Here is a 17,574-nt window from a genome sequence, read left to right as displayed (position 1 = left end):
GGGGTGTACCTGTGCTAAAAGATCTTTTCGGGAAAAAGCGCAAATTTGCCACTGTCCCTTCTGAGACACTGGCACGTGTCCCTGCTTCCACCGACGCTAGCAAGGAAGCGGGTACGAAGGAGAAGGAAGTCCCTGAGGGATTGATGAATAAATGCCCACATTGTGGGACGATCCACTACTCGAAGGATTTGGAAAAAAATCTGCGCGTATGCAAAGGCTGCCAGTTCCACTATTCCATGTCCGCGCCGGAGCGGTTGCAATCCATTTTGGATGATGGGGTTCTGACAGAGGAGTTTGACGCGAATTTGATTACCGCCAATCCGCTCGGGTTTCCAGGCTATCTGGAAAAGCTGGAGCAGGACATGGCCAACACCAATCTGAACGAAGCGATCATCACCGGCGAGGGGCTGCTCGGTGGTAACCGCATCGTGATTGGCGTCATGGATTCCCGCTTCCGCATGGCCAGCATGGGCTCGGTTGTCGGGGAAAAAATTACGCGTGCGATTGAGCAAGCGATCGAACGGCGACTGCCTTTCATCCTGTTCTCCGCATCCGGCGGGGCGCGCATGCAGGAAGGCGTTCTCAGCCTGATGCAAATGGCGAAAACAAGCGCGGCTTTGTCCAGACTTGACCGCGAGCGCTTGCTGTTTATTTCGGTCATGACGAATCCTACATACGGCGGCGTGTCGGCGAGCTTTTCTTCGCTCGGTGACTACAACATCGCGGAACCGGGCGCCATGATCGGCTTTGCGGGACGTCGCGTCATCGAGCAAACCATTCGCCAGGAGCTGCCAAAAGACTTCCAGACAGCAGAATTTTTGCTGAAAAACGGTCAGCTCGACATGGTCGTGCACCGTAAAGACATGCGCCAAACGCTGTCCAATCTGGTAGAGATGCACACGTCACGGGAAGGAGTGGAAATATGGCAGGCGAACTCCCCTTTGAAAAGCCATTAGTAGAGTTGCAAGACAAAATCAAGGAATTGCGTCGCTTTACCGAAGAAAAAGGCATTGATTTTTCCGACGAAGTAAAGCGTCTGGAACAAAAGGCAAAAGAGCTTGCCGAACAAATTTACGGCAACCTGACGCCGTGGCAGCGCGTCCAACTGGCCCGTCACCCGGAAAGACCAACGACTTTGGACTACATTCAACTTCTTTTTACTGATTTTCTGGAAGTACATGGGGACAGGCTGTACGGGGACGACCATTCGATCGTGGGCGGGATTGCCAAGTTTGACGGGCGCCCGGTGACGGTTATCGGCCATCAAAAAGGCAAAGACACGAAAGATAACATCAAGCGCAACTTCGGGATGGCTCATCCGGAAGGCTACCGCAAAGCTTTGCGCATCATGCAGCAGGCCGACAAATTCGGACGGCCGATCATCTGCTTTATCAATACATCAGGAGCTTATCCAGGCAAAGCGGCAGAGGAACGCGGCCAAAGCGAAGCGATTGCCCGCAACTTGCGGGAGATGGCTACCTTTCGCGTGCCGATTATTTGCATTGTCATCGGCGAAGGCGGTAGTGGCGGCGCGCTGGCGATCAGCGTAGGCAACCGCATCTATATGCTGGAGAACTCCTATTACTCCGTGATTGCGCCGGAGAGTGCGGCTGCGATTCTATGGAGAGATTCCAGCCTGGGCATGCGCGCAGCGGAGACGATGAAAATTACCGCTCCCGATCTGCTCGCTCTCGGCGTGATTGACGGCATCATCGACGAGCCGTTTGGAGGAGCGCACCGCGACCTGATTGCACAGGCGACCTCGGTCAAGGCGGTCATCTCCGAGCAACTGGAACAGTTGGGCCGTTTAAGCCCGGATGAACTGGTACAGGACAGATACGAGAAGTTCAAACGAATCGGCGAGTACGCCTCCCTGTAAGCTGCAGGGGGCGTTTTTTGTCTTTTTTCTGCACGGAAAATCTGCTACAATCGAGTTCGAATAAGCGAGTTATCAGAGCTTTCAAAAAGTATGGCACATTTCTGTTGTGTGTATAACAGATATACGAAACGGAGTAATACAGCATGTTTCATACACGTTATGGTACATACTGTTTCTGTTTCATGACATGCTAAAGACGATATGGATTGGAGAGGTGGATTCCATGCAAAAGCTTGCGGTTCTGACCAGCGGCGGAGATTCGCCAGGCATGAATGCGGCGGTACGTGCGGCCGTTCGCCGTGCCGCTTACCACGGAGTGCAAATGTACGGGGTATATCACGGATACGAAGGTCTGATGAAAGGCGATATCCAGGAAATGACACTGGGCTCCGTTGGGGACATTATCCAGCGAGGAGGAACCATCCTCTATTCTGCCCGGAGCGAGGCTTTCAAGACTGACGCCGGACAGCAAAAAGCGGTCGAGCAGTTGCGCAAATTCGGGATCGAAGGGCTGATCGTCATTGGCGGGGACGGCTCTTTCCGCGGAGCGCAAAAGCTGACGGAAAAAGGCTTCCCGACGATTGGCGTTCCGGGCACGATCGACAACGACATCCCGTGCACCGACTTTACGATCGGGTTCGATACCGCGCTCAATACGATTGTAGAAGCGATCGATAAAATTCGCGATACGGCAACCTCCCATGAGCGCACCTACATCATTGAGGTAATGGGACGCGACGCAGGCGACCTGGCTTTGTGGGCAGGGCTTGCCGCAGGGGCCGAGTCGATTATCATTCCGGAAGAATCCCAGGACATGAATGATATTATCGAGCGTCTGCACGCCGGACAGCGCCGCGGCAAAAAGCATTCCATCATCATCGTGGCAGAAGGCGTGGGCAGCGCGGCTTCTTACGCCGAAGCGATCACCAAGGAAACAGGCTGGGAGACGCGCGTGACCGTGCTCGGACACATTCAGCGCGGAGGCTCGCCGACCGCGATGGACCGGATGCTGGCGAGCCGGATGGGTGCAGCCGCAGTCGACTTGCTGTTGGAAGGCAAAAAAGATCGGATGGTCGGCATTCAAAACAACCAGATCGTCGACGTTGATTTCAACGAAGCATTGTCACAGAAGCATCAATTGGATTTATCCGTATATCAACTGGCGCGAACACTGTCTATCTAGTCAAGCAAGCGCTTGAGAGCAGCAGTGTATAGAGGAGGCATAATTCCTATGTTAAGGAAAGCAAAAATCGTGTGTACAATCGGACCGGCGAGCGAGTCTGTCGAGACGCTGAAAAAGCTGATACACGCGGGAATGAACGTAGCTCGTCTGAATTTCTCCCACGGAAGCCACGAAGAGCACGCGGCGCGCATCGCAAACATTCGCCGCGCATCCGAGGAGACTGGCAAGCCGGTGGCGATCCTGCTGGATACGAAAGGGCCGGAAATCCGCACGGGCACGCTTGCCGTTGAGGCAGTCGAGCTGGAGGAAGGAAAAACACTGATCCTGACGACAGAGGAAATCGCTGGCACAGCCGAGCGCGTCTCCATTACGTACTCGGAGTTGCCGCAAGACGTCAAACCGGGCGATACGATTTTGATCGACGACGGCTTGATCGGGCTGACGGTTCAGGAGGTCCGGGGGAACGAGATCGTCTGCCTCATCAAAAACGGCGGTACGCTGAAAAGCAAAAAAGGCGTCAACGTACCGGGCGTCAAAATCAACCTGCCCGGGATTACGGAAAAGGATGCGCAGGACATCGAGTTCGGCATCCAGCAGCAGGTTGATTTCATCGCGGCTTCTTTCGTCCGCAAAGCCTCCGACATTTTGGAAATCCGCCAGATTTTGGAGCGCCACAACGTGCGCATCGACATCATCGCCAAAATCGAAAACCAGGAAGGCGTCGACAACGTCGATGAAATTCTCGTCGTAACAGACGGCCTGATGGTGGCGCGCGGCGACCTGGGTGTGGAAATTCCAGCCGAGGAAGTGCCGCTCGTCCAGAAAAAGCTGATTAAAAAATGTAACGAGCTGGCCAAGCCTGTCATTACGGCTACGCAAATGCTCGATTCGATGCAGCGCAATCCGCGTCCGACCCGCGCCGAGGCAAGCGACGTCGCCAACGCGATTTTTGACGGCACGGATGCGATCATGCTGTCCGGCGAGACGGCTGCGGGCAAATACCCGGTGGAATCTGTGGAAACGATGGACCGCATTGCCGTAAGAGCGGAGCAAGAGCTGAACTACCGCGAGATTTTGTACGCACAAGCCCAGCTTAAGCAAGTGACGATTACCGATGCGATCAGCCAGGCTGTCTCCAATGCAGCGCTGGATTTGGACGCGGCAGCGATCATTACCGCAACCGAGAGCGGACATACGGCGCGCATGGTGTCCAAATTCCGTCCTAAGGCGCCAATCGTCGCAGTCACTCCGCATGCGGCTGTCATTCGCCGTCTGGCGCTCGTAAACGGCGTCTATCCGGTGAAAGGCGAGCTGGCGAATACAACCGATGAAATGCTGGAGATGTCGGTGCAGGAAGCGCTCGACGCCGGCTTTGTGCGCCATGGCGATCTCGTGGTGATTACCGCGGGCGTGCCTGTGCGCGAAGTAGGGACAACCAACCTGATGAAAATCCACGTAATTGGCGATGTGGTGGCAAAAGGACAAGGCATCGGCCGCAAAGTCGTGACGAGCCGGGTCGTGATTGCCCGTTCCGCAGAGGAAGCGTTGCAAAAAGTCGAGGAAGGCGTCATTCTGGTGACGATCGGAACGGATTCCGACATGATCGAAGCCTTCAGCAAGGCTGGCGCCGTCATTTGCGAAGAGGGCGGGCTGACGTCTCACGCTGCCATCGTAGGCTTGAACCTGGGCGTGCCTGTGATCGTAGGCGTGCCGTTTGCTACAGACTTGTTGAAGGAAGGACAGGTCGTGACAGTCGATTCGGAGCGCGGGCATATTTATTCAGGTCATGCGCGCGTTTTGTAAATATCATAGTCTTGTATGATATGGCTTTTCAGCCGAACCCCGTGATGAAAATCAACGGGGTTTTCTTTGTGTGCCACGCATGGCGACTAACTAAGCGGTGAAAGTCCGCTTGTGGGGGCTGGTAGTGGACAACCCCTAGCCAAGAGCAAGGGTGTTCATCGTGAGGTGGAATCTTAAGGAAGCTGGAGGCAAAATCCCGGCCCGAGGACAAACGAACATCATCAGGTAGAGGGGATGGGACGACCTTGCTGAACAAAGCAAAGCTACACGGACATCCCAGTGTAAATGATGCGGGGAGATGGGAGGAAAGGGAGTCGTCAGGAGCGAAGGGCAGCCAACTTCCAGCGGAAGGCTCACCGCAGAAGAACAGGGCGGAACACGAAGGAGATGGACGAATGAACTTCTACCCTCTCTCAAAGAAAGCGGGGAAACCATCAAGGAGCAAATCCGGGCAGGTAAATACCGCCCCAATCCCGTTCGTAGGGTAGAAATCCCAAAAGAGAACAGCGGCAGCCGGTTAATTAGGCGCTAGTTGCCGAAAACAGCGAGAAACGCCCGAAAATGAGGATTCGGGCGTTCCCCCCACTGGTTGGTAGTTTTGGTTTCGAGCTTCATCGGACGTTTTTCGATGTTTGTATAATTGCAAAGATATAGGCAGCTATTAAAACAAGAAGACTAAGCCACCAGAGTTGGTCTGTAATTGTATAAAGGAAAAATGCTAAAACGGCTCCATTCATGTCTCTTAATACGCTTACTTTTTTGAGCCTTTTGCAAAATTAGGTTTTCGTTTAAAAAATGAAGTTTAATGGTACGTAAAGTGGGAAATGCCACTTTTATAAGGTAAAGCCTAAAAGCAAGATGGGCATTCGGACAGAATTTTGCGATGCTGCTTTTTTCAAAAGAGTGCTTAGGCCGTTTTTTTGGATGGCTTGGCTTTCTTTCCTGCCAGAGCAGACACCAATAATACGATAGCATTCAAATACACATACGTTTTCACTTTTTGAATGCCACCGACATGTAGATCATTCGCTGTCAGGTTTTCCTTTAAACGGGCATTGCATCGCTCTACACTCGTCCGTTTGTGATACATCTTCTTCCAATTCTTTGTGTCCCGATGTGGCAAAGAAAATCTGCGGAGATCATCGTGGACGTTCACTTTTACGACCATTCCGTAGTTGGAGGAAGAGCACCAAGCTGAGCCGTGTGGGCACTCTACTTTTCCCATCACATGCGGGCAACGAAATTTGAGATGGGTTCCGTCAGCACCTGCGTACACCATTTCAAATCCCATGCTGCATCGAGGCGTTCCGTTTGACGTATAACCAGCAGGTGGCTCTTTCTCGTTTCGGAGGTTTAGAGGAATGATAGCCTGTGCCTTGTATTGATGAGCGATTTCGTAGTTCTTGAGATGATCGTATCCACCATCCATCACGTAATTCTTACACACTTCCTTGGCTTGGTTGTTCACTTGTGCCAGGAGAGGAGGAGCCATGTCTCCATCGTTGACGTGAGCAGGAGTGACTTCTAAAGCAACAGGCAATTCGCTGTCCGCGTCTACTGCCAGATGAATTTTGTAACCGAACCACGTGATTTTATTGCCAAAGGAGTCGAACTTGGCTCCCCAGGTGGCGTTTCCTGTTCCTTGGCAGCGAGATTTCGGTTGCTTTTTTTCATACGCATCAATCGCCGTGCTGTCGATGGCAATGGTCGTTCCTGTAATGATTCCCTCTTCACGGCATTGCATGACGAGGTCGTAAAACAGCTTCTCGGCAACGCTTTTCTGGACAATTTGAGCAAATACGCGACTAAACGTTGCAATGGATGGAACGGGTCGATCAATGGGAAACCCACACTGGTAACGAAAGCGTAAATCACTTGTGAGTCTCAGATGAAGAGCAGTAAATTGCGAAATTCCTTCGAAAGGAGCCGCCAACAAAGACCGTAAAATCGCTTCGCGGCTGTGTCCCGTTGCCCCTTGGGGCGTAATGCTTCTCAATTCTTTGGCGTACGGGCGTAAGTCCAGAACCGAAAAAAATAAGGGCAGACGTTCTTTCGATTCAAGTTTTTGCAGTTCCTCAAAGGAAAAAAGTGATGGCTGGAGAATATACAAGTGACTTCACCTTCCTCGAAAAGTTTTCGTGTGTGGTTGCTTGAAAACTTCTCCTTCTTGGGGTGAAGTCCTTTTTTATGCTTTTCAAGTGCTTGATACGAAAGGGCTCAGAAATCTGCAAAAGGCTCAAGATCACGAAGGATCGCGATTTCCAAGTCCTTTTCTCCCAGTAATTTCTTCAGTTTATCATTCTCCGTTTCCAGTTCCCGAAACTCTCCTGGACTTGGTGTATAGCTTGTTACAGCTTTAGCTTCGGAAGACGTATTCTGCCAATCTGCGTGTTTGGAGTCACGTATCCATCGATACAGCATTTTAGGGTCTATCCCATGCCGTCTGGCTACTTGGCTAGCGTTTCCTACTTCGTGGGCTTCCTGGATCAGTTGTTGTTTGAACTCGATTGAATAGCGTCTCCGTTGCATAAAAATATCCCCCTCTGTTCTTCTGATATCAGCTTAACAAGATAAGGGGGTATGACTCAAATCCAATTTCGGGGCTTAAAAGAAATGATGACGTGTGTTCAAACTGTCAGGTGGGTAACTTTATGATGAGCAAAGTGGTCAACATTTTGGTGAGCGTTCACAGTCATTTTCTTTCCGGCGAACCTGGGTCAATTAGGGCTTGCTGAACAATGCATAAACGCGAGGAATCGTGAAATAATCAAAGAAAACTGCGGAAAATCTGGATTTATAATTTGACCAAGTGCAAGGTTTTTGCAGGAATTCTTTGAATGCCATTCAGACTCTGACTTTGCTGTTTTGGAACCAAATCTGCATATTATTCATGATTTCTTGTATATTTCTCATTCGTTCAGCAAGCCCCAATTATATCCCGGCGGTGCATAAGTGGATTTTCACAGAAAAAACCCCCTCTGTTTGCTGGCACCAGCTAAACAAGTAAGGGGGTTCGCGACGATGGATGTCCTTCCGTGTACATAAAAATCTTGACAGACAGACTCTCTTTTGGGGCTATTCCATTTTGTACTTAATGGAAACTTCTTCATTCAACTTGTCAAACTGAGGAAAGTTATAATGTTTAAATTCGTCCTTGTACGCGTAATTCAGACTTTTACTTGCTTCATCGAGAGGAAACTTGCCCTGGATCACGCCCAAGGGGGCCAGGTTGTTAAAATAGGTGTTTTTCTTCAGGAATAAAACATACTTCTTTTCATTTTGCATCAGGCGATAACCTTCAATCGTCCGCTGCTGTTTTCCGATGACACCGTCTTTTATGATGATACTAGGCTCCCAGACCTCGACTTCATCGCCGACAGCGAGCTTTTCATCCAAATTATTTTTAAATATTTTTTGAACCTTCACCATTCTTTTTGTGGAATAATCATCAATTTCGCCATTTTCATGATACCTGATATAGTTTTCAGTCTTATTCGTTGCTTCTCCAATAATAATCAGGTCGGCATCTTTCTCCAAATCCTTTACGCTCTCATACACAGTAACGGAAGCGTGAGAGTTTCTCACTTCTACCTGATTGTCCAGGTAAACGTATCCAGCTACAAGCGAAGTTGTTAAAGCCATTACAATTTTTCCAAGCATGTTTGTTTCCCTCCAAGTTATTTCCATCTATTTTTCAAGTGGGTTTTGTCTGCCTTTTGAGGCTCATTAAAAGAAAGTTCTCCTGGTTTCATGACTGATACATCATCCATGTTATGCGCCAAACTTAAAGAATGACCAAATTCATGCACAGCCACTTTCTTTTTAAAGCTGGAGGAACGATTTTTTATTTGCTGCAGATTAAGTCTAATGTTCCCTAAACTCCAATCCTCGAAATTGTTGCCATCAAAATTTAAATTTCCTTTTGAATCAGTATAATAAGGCTCCCATTGTCCGTCCCAAAACTGAGAGTAGTAAGAAACATAAACTCTGACCTGTGAATCATTTTTTTTTGAAACTTGAGAAAGTGAAACACTGGTTGATATATTATTCCAGGACGAGGCTCCAAAATTTATGATAGAAGTATAGCCAGCATCGGAAACGGAGGAATCCAACCAATATTTCAAATCACTGACCTTGTCCCCAGTATTAAATCCACCTCTCCACACATGGCAACTGGAATCGTTGCAACGATCATCATGGGCAGCAGCACTTGTAGATAAAAAAGAGATACTTGCCAGAAGTGATAATGATAGCAGTTTCATTTTTTTCACTGATTTTCTACCTCCAAAACTAAGCTTACCAATTTGAAATCCTAAATTCTCCAATAATCATTGTAATGGGGGCTCTGTTAGCTGGACCACGCATCACATCGCTTGGCTTGGGGCAACAAAACGCCTAGATGTGCGGAAAAGCTTTAGCAAACCAAACAACATATTGAACGTATTAAGTAAGAATCTCACCTTCTTTTGATTGTGTACAATTTATTATCAAAACTAAGCTTTTTTTCTTTAAATGTCAATTATTTGAAACAAAGTGATTAAAAATAAAAATATTTGAAATATTAGCTCTCCACCATAAAACGTGCTTGATCTCCCTCTATCGCAGTTTTTCGTAGTTATGTAGCCGGTTTATACTCCAGTCTAATGCGAATCTTGAATCTCTCTAGATTGCGGTAGCCGTAGGCTCTTCGTTTGATCACCTTCACTTTGTTGTGTGTCCCTTCAATCTTGGCATTCGTTACCCGAAAGGAGAAATCATTCTAAATGGGCTCTCGCCACTGGACAATCGTTTTGGCAATGGAACGAACCGCAGGAGTCGGAGAATAGAGATGGTCGTCAATCCATTTCTGAAGTGCTTCCTCGCCTGTCTCTTGGGTTTTGAACGGCATACACGGTTCTTATGTCTTGAAGCGCAAAGTAGAGTCGTTCCAGATGTGGATCTTCTGCTAACCAAATCTTCAGTTCCTGAAGCTCTTCGGGCTTCAGCTTGTCAGGGATCGTATGGAGCAGGCGTTGCTCATGTCTGCCCCGACGATGTGTTCCACGAGCATGAGTGCGTTTTCGGGTAGCTTCCAACGCTTTCTAGAAAAGCTGGATCACGTGAAATTTATCTGCTACCACAAGGGTATGCTTCCAGACCTGGCGTACGGTTTCAGCCATTCCTGGAGCCAAATCCGTGACAACTACATGGGGAGCCTTACGAAAGGGCCATTGCTGCAGGGCGTTTCGTACCTGTTCACGTGAACGTCCTTCTGTGACTTGCCAGATATGACCGGGTTGAGCATCCATGAGGTTCACGCCATACTTATGTCCTTTTTGCAGAGCAAACTCATCCAGACAGACCACTTCAGGAGCTTCATGTTCTTTTGGTTGAGCAAGGCGTTGGGGGGCCAGTTGGTAGTACCAGCGTTCGAGTGTCGAGTAGGCCACACTCAATTGCTTGGCAACCGAGAGCAAATCCCGACTGCGGCACATATCCACCGCCATCTCTTGAAAAGCAGAGGTGACGGATCCTCGAGGCGGGATACCGTTCCATTCCACTGTCCATGTAAGCACACAACTAGCACAGCGCTGGCGATACACGGGAACGGATACCCAGACGGTCCCCCAAGAAGGAACGAAACGATGACGAAGAATACGCCGTCCAGGACGTGCATGGTTGGTACTGGCTCCGAGGCAGATCGGACAAAGATGACAGGCAGAATGCGGTTCCAGAACAGCGATCCAATCCGTTTCCTTTGTTTTTTCCCAATGTGTGAGATGGAATGATGGAAGTCTGATAAAGTCTGTGCTAAAATCAAGGCACAACGCAGATTTCCTCCTTTTCAGTGGTTGTCTCGACAACTCCCACGATAAAGGAACATCTGCGTTTTTTCAATGTCTAGCACGGGTTATGGTGATGAATCTATATTGAGCCTTTTGCAAAATTAGGTTTTCGTTTAAAAAATGAAGTTTAATGGTACGTAAAGTGGGAAATGCCACTTTTATAAGGTAAAGCCTAAAAGCAAGATGGGCATTCGGACAGAATTTTGCGATGCTGCTTTTTTCAAAAGAGTGCTTAGGCCGTTTTTTTGGATGGCTTGGCTTTCTTTCCTGCCAGAGCAGACACCAATAATACGATAGCATTCAAATACACATACGTTTTCACTTTTTGAATGCCACCGACATGTAGATCATTCGCTGTCAGGTTTTCCTTTAAACGGGCATTGCATCGCTCTACACTCGTCCGTTTGTGATACATCTTCTTCCAATTCTTTGTGTCCCGATGTGGCAAAGAAAATCTGCGGAGATCATCGTGGACGTTCACTTTTACGACCATTCCGTAGTTGGAGGAAGAGCACCAAGCTGAGCCGTGTGGGCACTCTACTTTTCCCATCACATGCGGGCAACGAAATTTGAGATGGGTTCCGTCAGCACCTGCGTACACCATTTCAAATCCCATGCTGCATCGAGGCGTTCCGTTTGACGTATAACCAGCAGGTGGCTCTTTCTCGTTTCGGAGGTTTAGAGGAATGATAGCCTGTGCCTTGTATTGATGAGCGATTTCGTAGTTCTTGAGATGATCGTATCCACCATCCATCACGTAATTCTTACACACTTCCTTGGCTTGGTTGTTCACTTGTGCCAGGAGAGGAGGAGCCATGTCTCCATCGTTGACGTGAGCAGGAGTGACTTCTAAAGCAACAGGCAATTCGCTGTCCGCGTCTACTGCCAGATGAATTTTGTAACCGAACCACGTGATTTTATTGCCAAAGGAGTCGAACTTGGCTCCCCAGGTGGCGTTTCCTGTTCCTTGGCAGCGAGATTTCGGTTGCTTTTTTTCATACGCATCAATCGCCGTGCTGTCGATGGCAATGGTCGTTCCTGTAATGATTCCCTCTTCACGGCATTGCATGACGAGGTCGTAAAACAGCTTCTCGGCAACGCTTTTCTGGACAATTTGAGCAAATACGCGACTAAACGTTGCAATGGATGGAACGGGTCGATCAATGGGAAACCCACACTGGTAACGAAAGCGTAAATCACTTGTGAGTCTCAGATGAAGAGCAGTAAATTGCGAAATTCCTTCGAAAGGAGCCGCCAACAAAGACCGTAAAATCGCTTCGCGGCTGTGTCCCGTTGCCCCTTGGGGCGTAATGCTTCTCAATTCTTTGGCGTACGGGCGTAAGTCCAGAACCGAAAAAAATAAGGGCAGACGTTCTTTCGATTCAAGTTTTTGCAGTTCCTCAAAGGAAAAAAGTGATGGCTGGAGAATATACAAGTGACTTCACCTTCCTCGAAAAGTTTTCGTGTGTGGTTGCTTGAAAACCTCTCCTTCTTGGGGTGAAGTCCTTTTTTATGCTTTTCAAGTGCTTGATACGAAAGGGCTCAGAAATCTGCAAAAGGCTCATATTATAAATATGATGGTATCAATTACCGAATCATAGTAAAATTGGGACAAGTACATAGGCACGGCTTTCAAGGGGGGGCGGCTCATCCTCACGTCTAACAGCGAGGGGGTGAGAGCATGACAGTATTCGAGGCGCTAATGGGGAATGTAACTTTTTTTGTGTAAATGGGTTTTTAACGGGTGGACAGTTAGATATGACGTGGGCATATGTGTTTTATATTGAGCCACAGTAAACCATACATTCTTTTTCAAAAGTTTCCCCTGCTAAACAAAGGGGAAACTTTTGAAATTTTTTGTACCAAGGAGGCTAATATATGCAACAGTTGGCAAATATCATTTTGATCTTTTCTTCTGTTATCACGCTTATATTTGCTGGGAGGGCGATCATTCAATATAAGGGTGCAGATGATAATCGGAAAAAAAATTAATAAATACTTTTCTGATTTCCCTTGTGATTACAGGGATTTTGATAGCGTTGGTAACAATGTTTATTATTGGATCAGCTTAGCTCTGAAAATCAGCTTTTGACATGATCGGGCAGCAGTAAAACACAATGGTAACTCAACGCAAATGATCCAGCAGAAAGGTCTTTGCACAAATACTTTTTTGGGGTGGCATAGCGTCACCCTTTTTTGTGTTGTCCCAACTGTCTGCCAAGTTTTTTTGCTAACGCTTTCCAAATAACGGCGCTTTTTAGGTGATGCAAACCAAGGGAGAATCTGATAAAATCGATCAGGTGTTCGTCTTGGTGGCTCTCGGCTTTTTACAGTTTGCGCGTGTTTTTTCCAGGAGAAAACGATGTCATCCGGCTCGCGAAAAGGGGAAAAACGGCTCCCTTCGCGGGTTGTCGATGTCAAGCACTTTTTTCAGTGAAACACAACATATAGTGTTGTCGAATTTTATTTCGCACAATATATAGGTGAAACTATTGAGTTTTTTTGACAAAGATAGTTAACTAGAGAGGAAAGAATCGAAGGAGGAACGTTCATGTTGGCAACCGAAACCGTATCCCGAACCGTTTTTTTGAGGGATGAATTTTTAGCACAATATCCAGATTTTCCTGTTCATATGAATCCTCTGGGACAATTTGTTTACTACCGGACTTATTCTCGCTTCCTCCCGGAGAAAGGCAGACGGGAAACGTGGAAAGAAACATGCCGCCGCTCGGTGGATTACAATATGAAGCTTGCGTACCAACATATGAAAAAGATCGGCTTGCAGCCGGATGAGCGGGCGATGGAGGCAGAAGCGGAAGGGCTGTTTGACAACATGTTCAACCTTCGCCAGTTTTTGTCCGGACGGACGCTGTGGGTAGGCGGCGCGGAGAACGGCGTTGCCGATTTGTACCCACTGGCTAACTTCAACTGCTCGTTTTTGAACATCAGGTCATGGGACGACCTGGGCGATTTGTTCTACCTGTTGCTCGTAGGAACGGGCGTAGGCTTTAAATGCACGAAGGAAATGGCAGCCGGACTTGGGCCGATCCGCACCAACGTCACCCTGCTTTCCTCCGAGTACAGACCGCTTCCGAAGCACCAGCGTCTGGAACGCTCCGAGCTGAATGTGCTGGACAACGGCTTTGCGAAAATTTACGTAGGGGACAGCAAGGAAGGCTGGGTCGAGTCGCTGCGCCTGTACTTGCAAATTCTCACGGATTCCGCCTACGAGCATATCCATACGGTCAAAATCTCCTACAACAGCGTGCGGCCAAAAGGGGAGCGGCTGAAGCGCTTTGGCGGAACAGCAAGCGGACACGAGCCGCTGCGCGAAATGTTTGAAGGAATCGACAAAGTGCTGAAAAACCAGATCGACCAGCATCTGGCCCCGATCGAAAGCGACGAAAAAGGGTACGGCAAAATTCGCCCCGTACATATTCTCGACATCGGCAACCTCATCGGAGCAAACGTTGTGGTCGGGGGCGTGCGCCGCACCGCGGAAATTTTCCTGTTTGACCACGATGACTACGAGTGCATGCTGGCGAAATACGGCATCAACGGCTTCTGGACAGAGGAGCAGCTCGCCCACCATCGTCGTGTCGGAGAGCTTTTGGGAGAGCACAAGCCTGTCTGGTTTGACAGCATTCAAAAAGTGGGAGACGGGCGCTTCGGCCTGGATCACCGCCGCATGTCCAACAACTCGATTGCGTTCACCAAGCAGCCGACCAAAGAGTTTTTGCATCTTGTGTTCACGCTGATGCAACTGGAGGGCGAGCCAGGCTTTATCAACCTGGAAGAAGCGAATCGCCGCCGCCCGAATGCGGAAGGACTCAATCCTTGTGCGGAAATTTTGCTCGATTCGTACGGGGTCTGCAACTTGACGACAGTGAACCTGGTTCAGTTTGTCCGCGAGCGTGAGGACGGCTCGAAATATTTGGACCTGGACGGACTGTTGGACGCGCAGCGCAAATCTGCCCGCGCAGGATTGCGGATGACGCTCGTAACACTGGAGCTGCCGCACTGGGATACGGTCCAGCAGCGCGACCGCCTGCTCGGAACGTCGTTGACAGGCGTGAAGGATGCGCTCGCTTCTCTCGGCTATACCGAAGAGCAGGAGTTGGAGTTGCTGCGTCAACTGGGCGATGCTGCCCGCAGTGAAGCAGACCGCTACGCGTATGAGCTGCGCGTGAACTCGCCGCTGCTCGTGACGACCGTCAAGCCGGAAGGGACGTTGTCGCAGGTGGCCGGGGGCGTTTCCAGCGGCTTGCACTGGTCGCACTCGCCGTACTACATCCGCCGTATTCGCATCAACGCCCAGGACCCGCTGGCAAAGGCTGTACAAGCTCTCGGCTGGACCGTCCATCCCGAGGTGGGGACCCCTGGCGAAACGCACGAAGAGCGCATGGCAAATGCGCGTACGCTCGTGATCGACTTCCCGGTAGCATCCGGTGCGCAAGAGACGAAAAACGAAGTGAGCGCGAAACGCCAGTTCGACACGTACTTCCGTTTTCAAAAGGAATACACCGAGCACAACTCTTCCAATACGATTACCGTTCGCAAGGAAGAGTGGAGCGAAGTGGAAGAAATCGTCTACGCCAACTGGGACAATTTTGTCGGCGTGTCCTTCCTGCAACTGGATGGCGGAAACTATCAGCTTGCGCCGTATGAAGAGTGCACGAAAGAGCAATACGAGGCGCTGAAGCAATCGATGAAGCCGTTTGACCCGGCGATTTTGCAGCAATTCGAAACAGGCGGCGAGGCTGATCTGTCTACCGCAGAAGCGTGCGAAGGCGGCGCTTGCCCGATTCGTTAACACGCTGCTTTACATGAGGAACCAACATAGAGAAGAGGGAGAGACGGTCACGACGAGTCTCTCCCTCTTTTTTTGCGGATCAGGCCGACGATCAGGAGCAGCAGCGGGTAAAACAGCCCGAAAATCAGGCTGTAAGGCAACCAGGCGTCGACATCCCACTGGTTCATATACGCTGTATTCGGATAGACGATCAGGGAAAAGACGACGACGAGAAAAGCTTGGGGAAGGATGAGCGGCTTGTAGGTGCGGAGCCGAAATACTTGCACCATGCTGACAAACGACATGGTGCCTCTCATGATGCCGTTCCCGCTCGCTTCGAGAATCGGCTGTACGTTTTCAAACTCCATGTTCGAACAAAGAAAAAAGATCAGGGAGCAAAACAGCAACAGCAGCAACGGGGTAAACAGCTCGATGCATCGGGCGAAAGCCTCCAGTCCAAGCCGCATGGCGAGCATGACGACGAGCAAAAACAAAATGTGCAGCGCGATGATCGGAGTCTCTGGGAACATGTGCGTGATTAAAAAGTTTCCGATGTAAAACAGCACCTGCGAAGAGGCGAGCAGCATGGTGAAGAGGAAAAGCAGCGAGACTGCCCAGCCGAGCCATTTGCCGAGAACGCGTTCGTTGATTTCCAGCAAGTTTTGATTGGGATAGAGCAACCCGACAGCGATGTAGAGCCAGGCCAACCCATAGCCGACTACATTTCCCAGGATGGCGCAAATCCACGCGTCCTGCTTTGCATCCGCAGCCAATGTAGAAGGGGCGACCAAAATCGTGGTCCCGATGCAGAACAGGGCTGTAATTATCATCATTTGCCGATTCGAGATAGTGACGTTGGACAGCACCTGATGTCCTCCTAGTGGAACAATCTCTGCAAAAATTCCCCAAAGGGGCCAAGGACGGCGAGCACCCAATCGCCCGGATTGGGCATGGCGACCCCCAACACTTTGAGCACGCCTGCTGCTGCGGCAAGCAAAAGCAAAAGGGAAAACACAACAAGCTCCCGATAATAGCCCAGGTGAACCAGATGAGGGATTTCCCACCAGGCAATGATGATCGCTGTGACCAAGACAACGGTTGCTCCCCACATTCCTTTTCCTACTTTCCTGTTTGCGCCAGTTTATTTTTTTCGAGTATTGACGTAATGAAAAATTGACATACCAGCCAGACCGCAAGACCAGTTTGTCTATGGTACAATATACGTATAGAGAAAGGGGCGATGATGAGTGAGTCCGATTATTCATGCCCATCGGCTGCGAGTGCGCTACGGCGAGACCGATCAGATGGGCGTGGTCTACCATACGAATTACTTGAACTGGTTTGAGGTAGGACGAACCGAATTGATCCGCAATGCGGGGCTTACCTACCGCGAGCTGGAGGAAAGAGGCGTGCTGCTGCCGGTCACGGACGCGTCGCTCTCCTACAAAAAGCCGGCCCGCTACGACGATGTGGTGGAAATCCAGACGCGGGTCAAGGAGCTGAGTGCCGTTCGACTAGCGTTTGCTTACGATATTATCCGCGTGTCGGACCAGGAGCTGCTCGCGTCGGGCGAGACGATGCACGTTTTTACGAACGCAGAGCTGAAGCCGATTCGCTTGTCCAGAACAGAGCCGGAGGTTTACGCCTGGCTGGATGCCCAGTATAAAGGAGGGGAGTAGCATGCTGCGCTTTCTCATCATCCTGTTTGTCGTCGGATTCGGTTTGGAGCTGTGGGGGCTGATTACGGTCGGCTCGCTCATCGGCGGCTGGAACACGGTTTTGCTGGTGATCCTGACCGGGCTGCTCGGGGCTTGGCTGGCGAAGCAGCAAGGCGTCCAGGTGTTTCGCACGCTGCAGTTCCAGTTGGCACGGGGGCAGATGCCGACAGAGACGATTATTGACGGCGCGCTGATTCTGATCGGCGGCATTTTGCTGCTGTTGCCAGGCTTTGTCTCCGACGTGATCGGCCTGATTTTTCTCATTCCGTACACCCGCATGATTTTGCGCCACCTGCTGAAACAATGGCTGTGGTATTTGATCTCGTCGGGGCGCATCCAATTCTTTTTCCGCAGATAAAAGAGCAGTTGTCAAA

General features: G+C 49.8%; 14 protein-coding genes and 1 pseudogene. 7 read left to right on the top strand and 8 right to left on the bottom strand.

Going from position 1 to position 17,574, the window contains the following annotated elements; genetic code table 11:
* Positions 1-11 precede the first annotated feature (11 nt).
* The 4 genes from accD to pyk all read left to right on the top strand — a co-directional run bounded on the left by accD (position 12) and on the right by pyk (position 4,865).
* Complete coding sequence (gene accD / locus BA6348_RS22125; protein ID WP_007782689.1) at positions 12-956, top strand: acetyl-CoA carboxylase, carboxyltransferase subunit beta; 945 nt, start codon at positions 12-14, stop codon at positions 954-956.
* Positions 923-1,879, top strand: a complete 957-nt coding sequence (gene accA / locus BA6348_RS22120; protein WP_005831390.1) for an acetyl-CoA carboxylase carboxyl transferase subunit alpha — start codon at positions 923-925, stop codon at positions 1,877-1,879. The genes accD and accA overlap by 34 nt, the downstream gene beginning before the upstream one ends.
* 223 nt (positions 1,880-2,102) lie before the next feature.
* Positions 2,103-3,062, top strand: a complete 960-nt coding sequence (pfkA, locus tag BA6348_RS22115; RefSeq protein ID WP_005831388.1) for a 6-phosphofructokinase — start codon at positions 2,103-2,105, stop codon at positions 3,060-3,062.
* Positions 3,063-3,110: 48 nt separating this feature from the next.
* Positions 3,111-4,865: a pyruvate kinase gene (pyk, locus tag BA6348_RS22110; RefSeq protein WP_005831386.1), complete on the top strand. Its 1,755-nt coding sequence runs from the start codon at positions 3,111-3,113 to the stop codon at positions 4,863-4,865.
* 907 nt (positions 4,866-5,772) lie between these two features.
* Here pyk and BA6348_RS22100 read toward each other — a convergent pair.
* The 6 genes and pseudogenes from BA6348_RS22100 to BA6348_RS22065 form a co-directional block, all read right to left on the bottom strand.
* Entirely contained in the window at positions 5,773-6,975 is a 1,203-nt protein-coding gene (locus BA6348_RS22100) for a transposase (protein WP_129552163.1), read from the bottom strand.
* A gap of 107 nt (positions 6,976-7,082) precedes the next feature.
* Positions 7,083-7,394 (bottom strand): transposase, encoded by a 312-nt coding sequence (locus BA6348_RS22095; RefSeq protein WP_129552239.1) that lies wholly within the window; start codon positions 7,392-7,394, stop codon positions 7,083-7,085.
* Between the two features lie 546 nt (positions 7,395-7,940).
* Positions 7,941-8,525 carry a hypothetical protein gene (locus BA6348_RS22090; RefSeq protein WP_026557906.1) on the bottom strand — a complete coding sequence of 195 codons (585 nt, stop codon included), beginning with the start codon at positions 8,523-8,525 and terminating at the stop codon, positions 7,941-7,943.
* Positions 8,526-8,542: 17 nt separating this feature from the next.
* On the bottom strand, positions 8,543-9,127 hold the full coding sequence (locus BA6348_RS22085) for a matrixin family metalloprotease (protein WP_238504450.1): 585 nt from the start codon (positions 9,125-9,127) through the stop codon (positions 8,543-8,545).
* A 353-nt stretch (positions 9,128-9,480) separates the two neighbouring features.
* Positions 9,481-10,672, bottom strand: a pseudogene (locus BA6348_RS28095) (ISL3 family transposase).
* Positions 10,673-10,922: 250 nt separating this feature from the next.
* A complete protein-coding gene (locus tag BA6348_RS22065) occupies positions 10,923-12,125 on the bottom strand; it encodes a transposase (protein WP_129552163.1) in 1,203 nt (400 codons plus the stop codon).
* 1,116 nt (positions 12,126-13,241) lie between these two features.
* On the opposite strand from BA6348_RS22065, the gene nrdJ reads away from it, so the two are divergent.
* The gene (gene nrdJ / locus BA6348_RS22055; RefSeq protein WP_005834774.1) at positions 13,242-15,503 is read left to right on the top strand and encodes a ribonucleoside-triphosphate reductase, adenosylcobalamin-dependent; all 2,262 of its coding nucleotides are present in this window, start codon (positions 13,242-13,244) and stop codon (positions 15,501-15,503) included.
* A gap of 47 nt (positions 15,504-15,550) precedes the next feature.
* Here nrdJ and BA6348_RS22050 read toward each other — a convergent pair whose 3' ends face one another.
* Both BA6348_RS22050 and BA6348_RS22045 read right to left on the bottom strand, forming a co-directional pair.
* Positions 15,551-16,348 carry a GerAB/ArcD/ProY family transporter gene (locus BA6348_RS22050; RefSeq protein WP_122953370.1) on the bottom strand — a complete coding sequence of 266 codons (798 nt, stop codon included), beginning with the start codon at positions 16,346-16,348 and terminating at the stop codon, positions 15,551-15,553.
* An 11-nt stretch (positions 16,349-16,359) separates the two neighbouring features.
* Entirely contained in the window at positions 16,360-16,593 is a 234-nt protein-coding gene (locus tag BA6348_RS22045; protein WP_005834770.1) for a hypothetical protein, read from the bottom strand.
* Positions 16,594-16,729: 136 nt separating this feature from the next.
* Here BA6348_RS22045 and BA6348_RS22040 point away from each other — a divergent pair, with 136 nt between their 5' ends.
* Positions 16,730-17,161 (top strand): acyl-CoA thioesterase, encoded by a 432-nt coding sequence (locus tag BA6348_RS22040; RefSeq protein WP_122953371.1) that lies wholly within the window; start codon positions 16,730-16,732, stop codon positions 17,159-17,161.
* Between the two features lies 1 nt (position 17,162).
* Positions 17,163-17,558: an FxsA family protein gene (locus BA6348_RS22035; protein ID WP_005834767.1), complete on the top strand. Its 396-nt coding sequence runs from the start codon at positions 17,163-17,165 to the stop codon at positions 17,556-17,558.
* The last annotated feature ends 16 nt before the right edge of the window (positions 17,559-17,574 follow it).

Origin of the sequence: Brevibacillus agri (assembly GCF_004117055.1) — a bacterium.
GTDB classification, from domain to species: domain Bacteria; phylum Bacillota; class Bacilli; order Brevibacillales; family Brevibacillaceae; genus Brevibacillus; species Brevibacillus agri.
The sequence above is the reverse complement of the archived record's forward strand: the minus strand, read 5'-3'. Positions and strand labels throughout refer to the sequence as shown.

Coding starts and splice junctions, on each gene's coding strand:
- accA (WP_005831390.1), top strand. CDS start 923: ATGGCAGGCGAACTCCCCTTTGAAAAGCCATTAGTAGAGTTGCAAGAC.
- pfkA (WP_005831388.1), top strand. CDS start 2,103: ATGCAAAAGCTTGCGGTTCTGACCAGCGGCGGAGATTCGCCAGGCATG.
- pyk (WP_005831386.1), top strand. CDS start 3,111: ATGTTAAGGAAAGCAAAAATCGTGTGTACAATCGGACCGGCGAGCGAG.
- BA6348_RS22095 (WP_129552239.1), bottom strand. CDS start 7,394: ATGCAACGGAGACGCTATTCAATCGAGTTCAAACAACAACTGATCCAG.
- BA6348_RS22090 (WP_026557906.1), bottom strand. CDS start 8,525: ATGCTTGGAAAAATTGTAATGGCTTTAACAACTTCGCTTGTAGCTGGA.
- BA6348_RS22085 (WP_238504450.1), bottom strand. CDS start 9,127: ATGAAACTGCTATCATTATCACTTCTGGCAAGTATCTCTTTTTTATCT.
- nrdJ (WP_005834774.1), top strand. CDS start 13,242: ATGTTGGCAACCGAAACCGTATCCCGAACCGTTTTTTTGAGGGATGAA.
- BA6348_RS22045 (WP_005834770.1), bottom strand. CDS start 16,593: ATGTGGGGAGCAACCGTTGTCTTGGTCACAGCGATCATCATTGCCTGG.
- BA6348_RS22035 (WP_005834767.1), top strand. CDS start 17,163: ATGCTGCGCTTTCTCATCATCCTGTTTGTCGTCGGATTCGGTTTGGAG.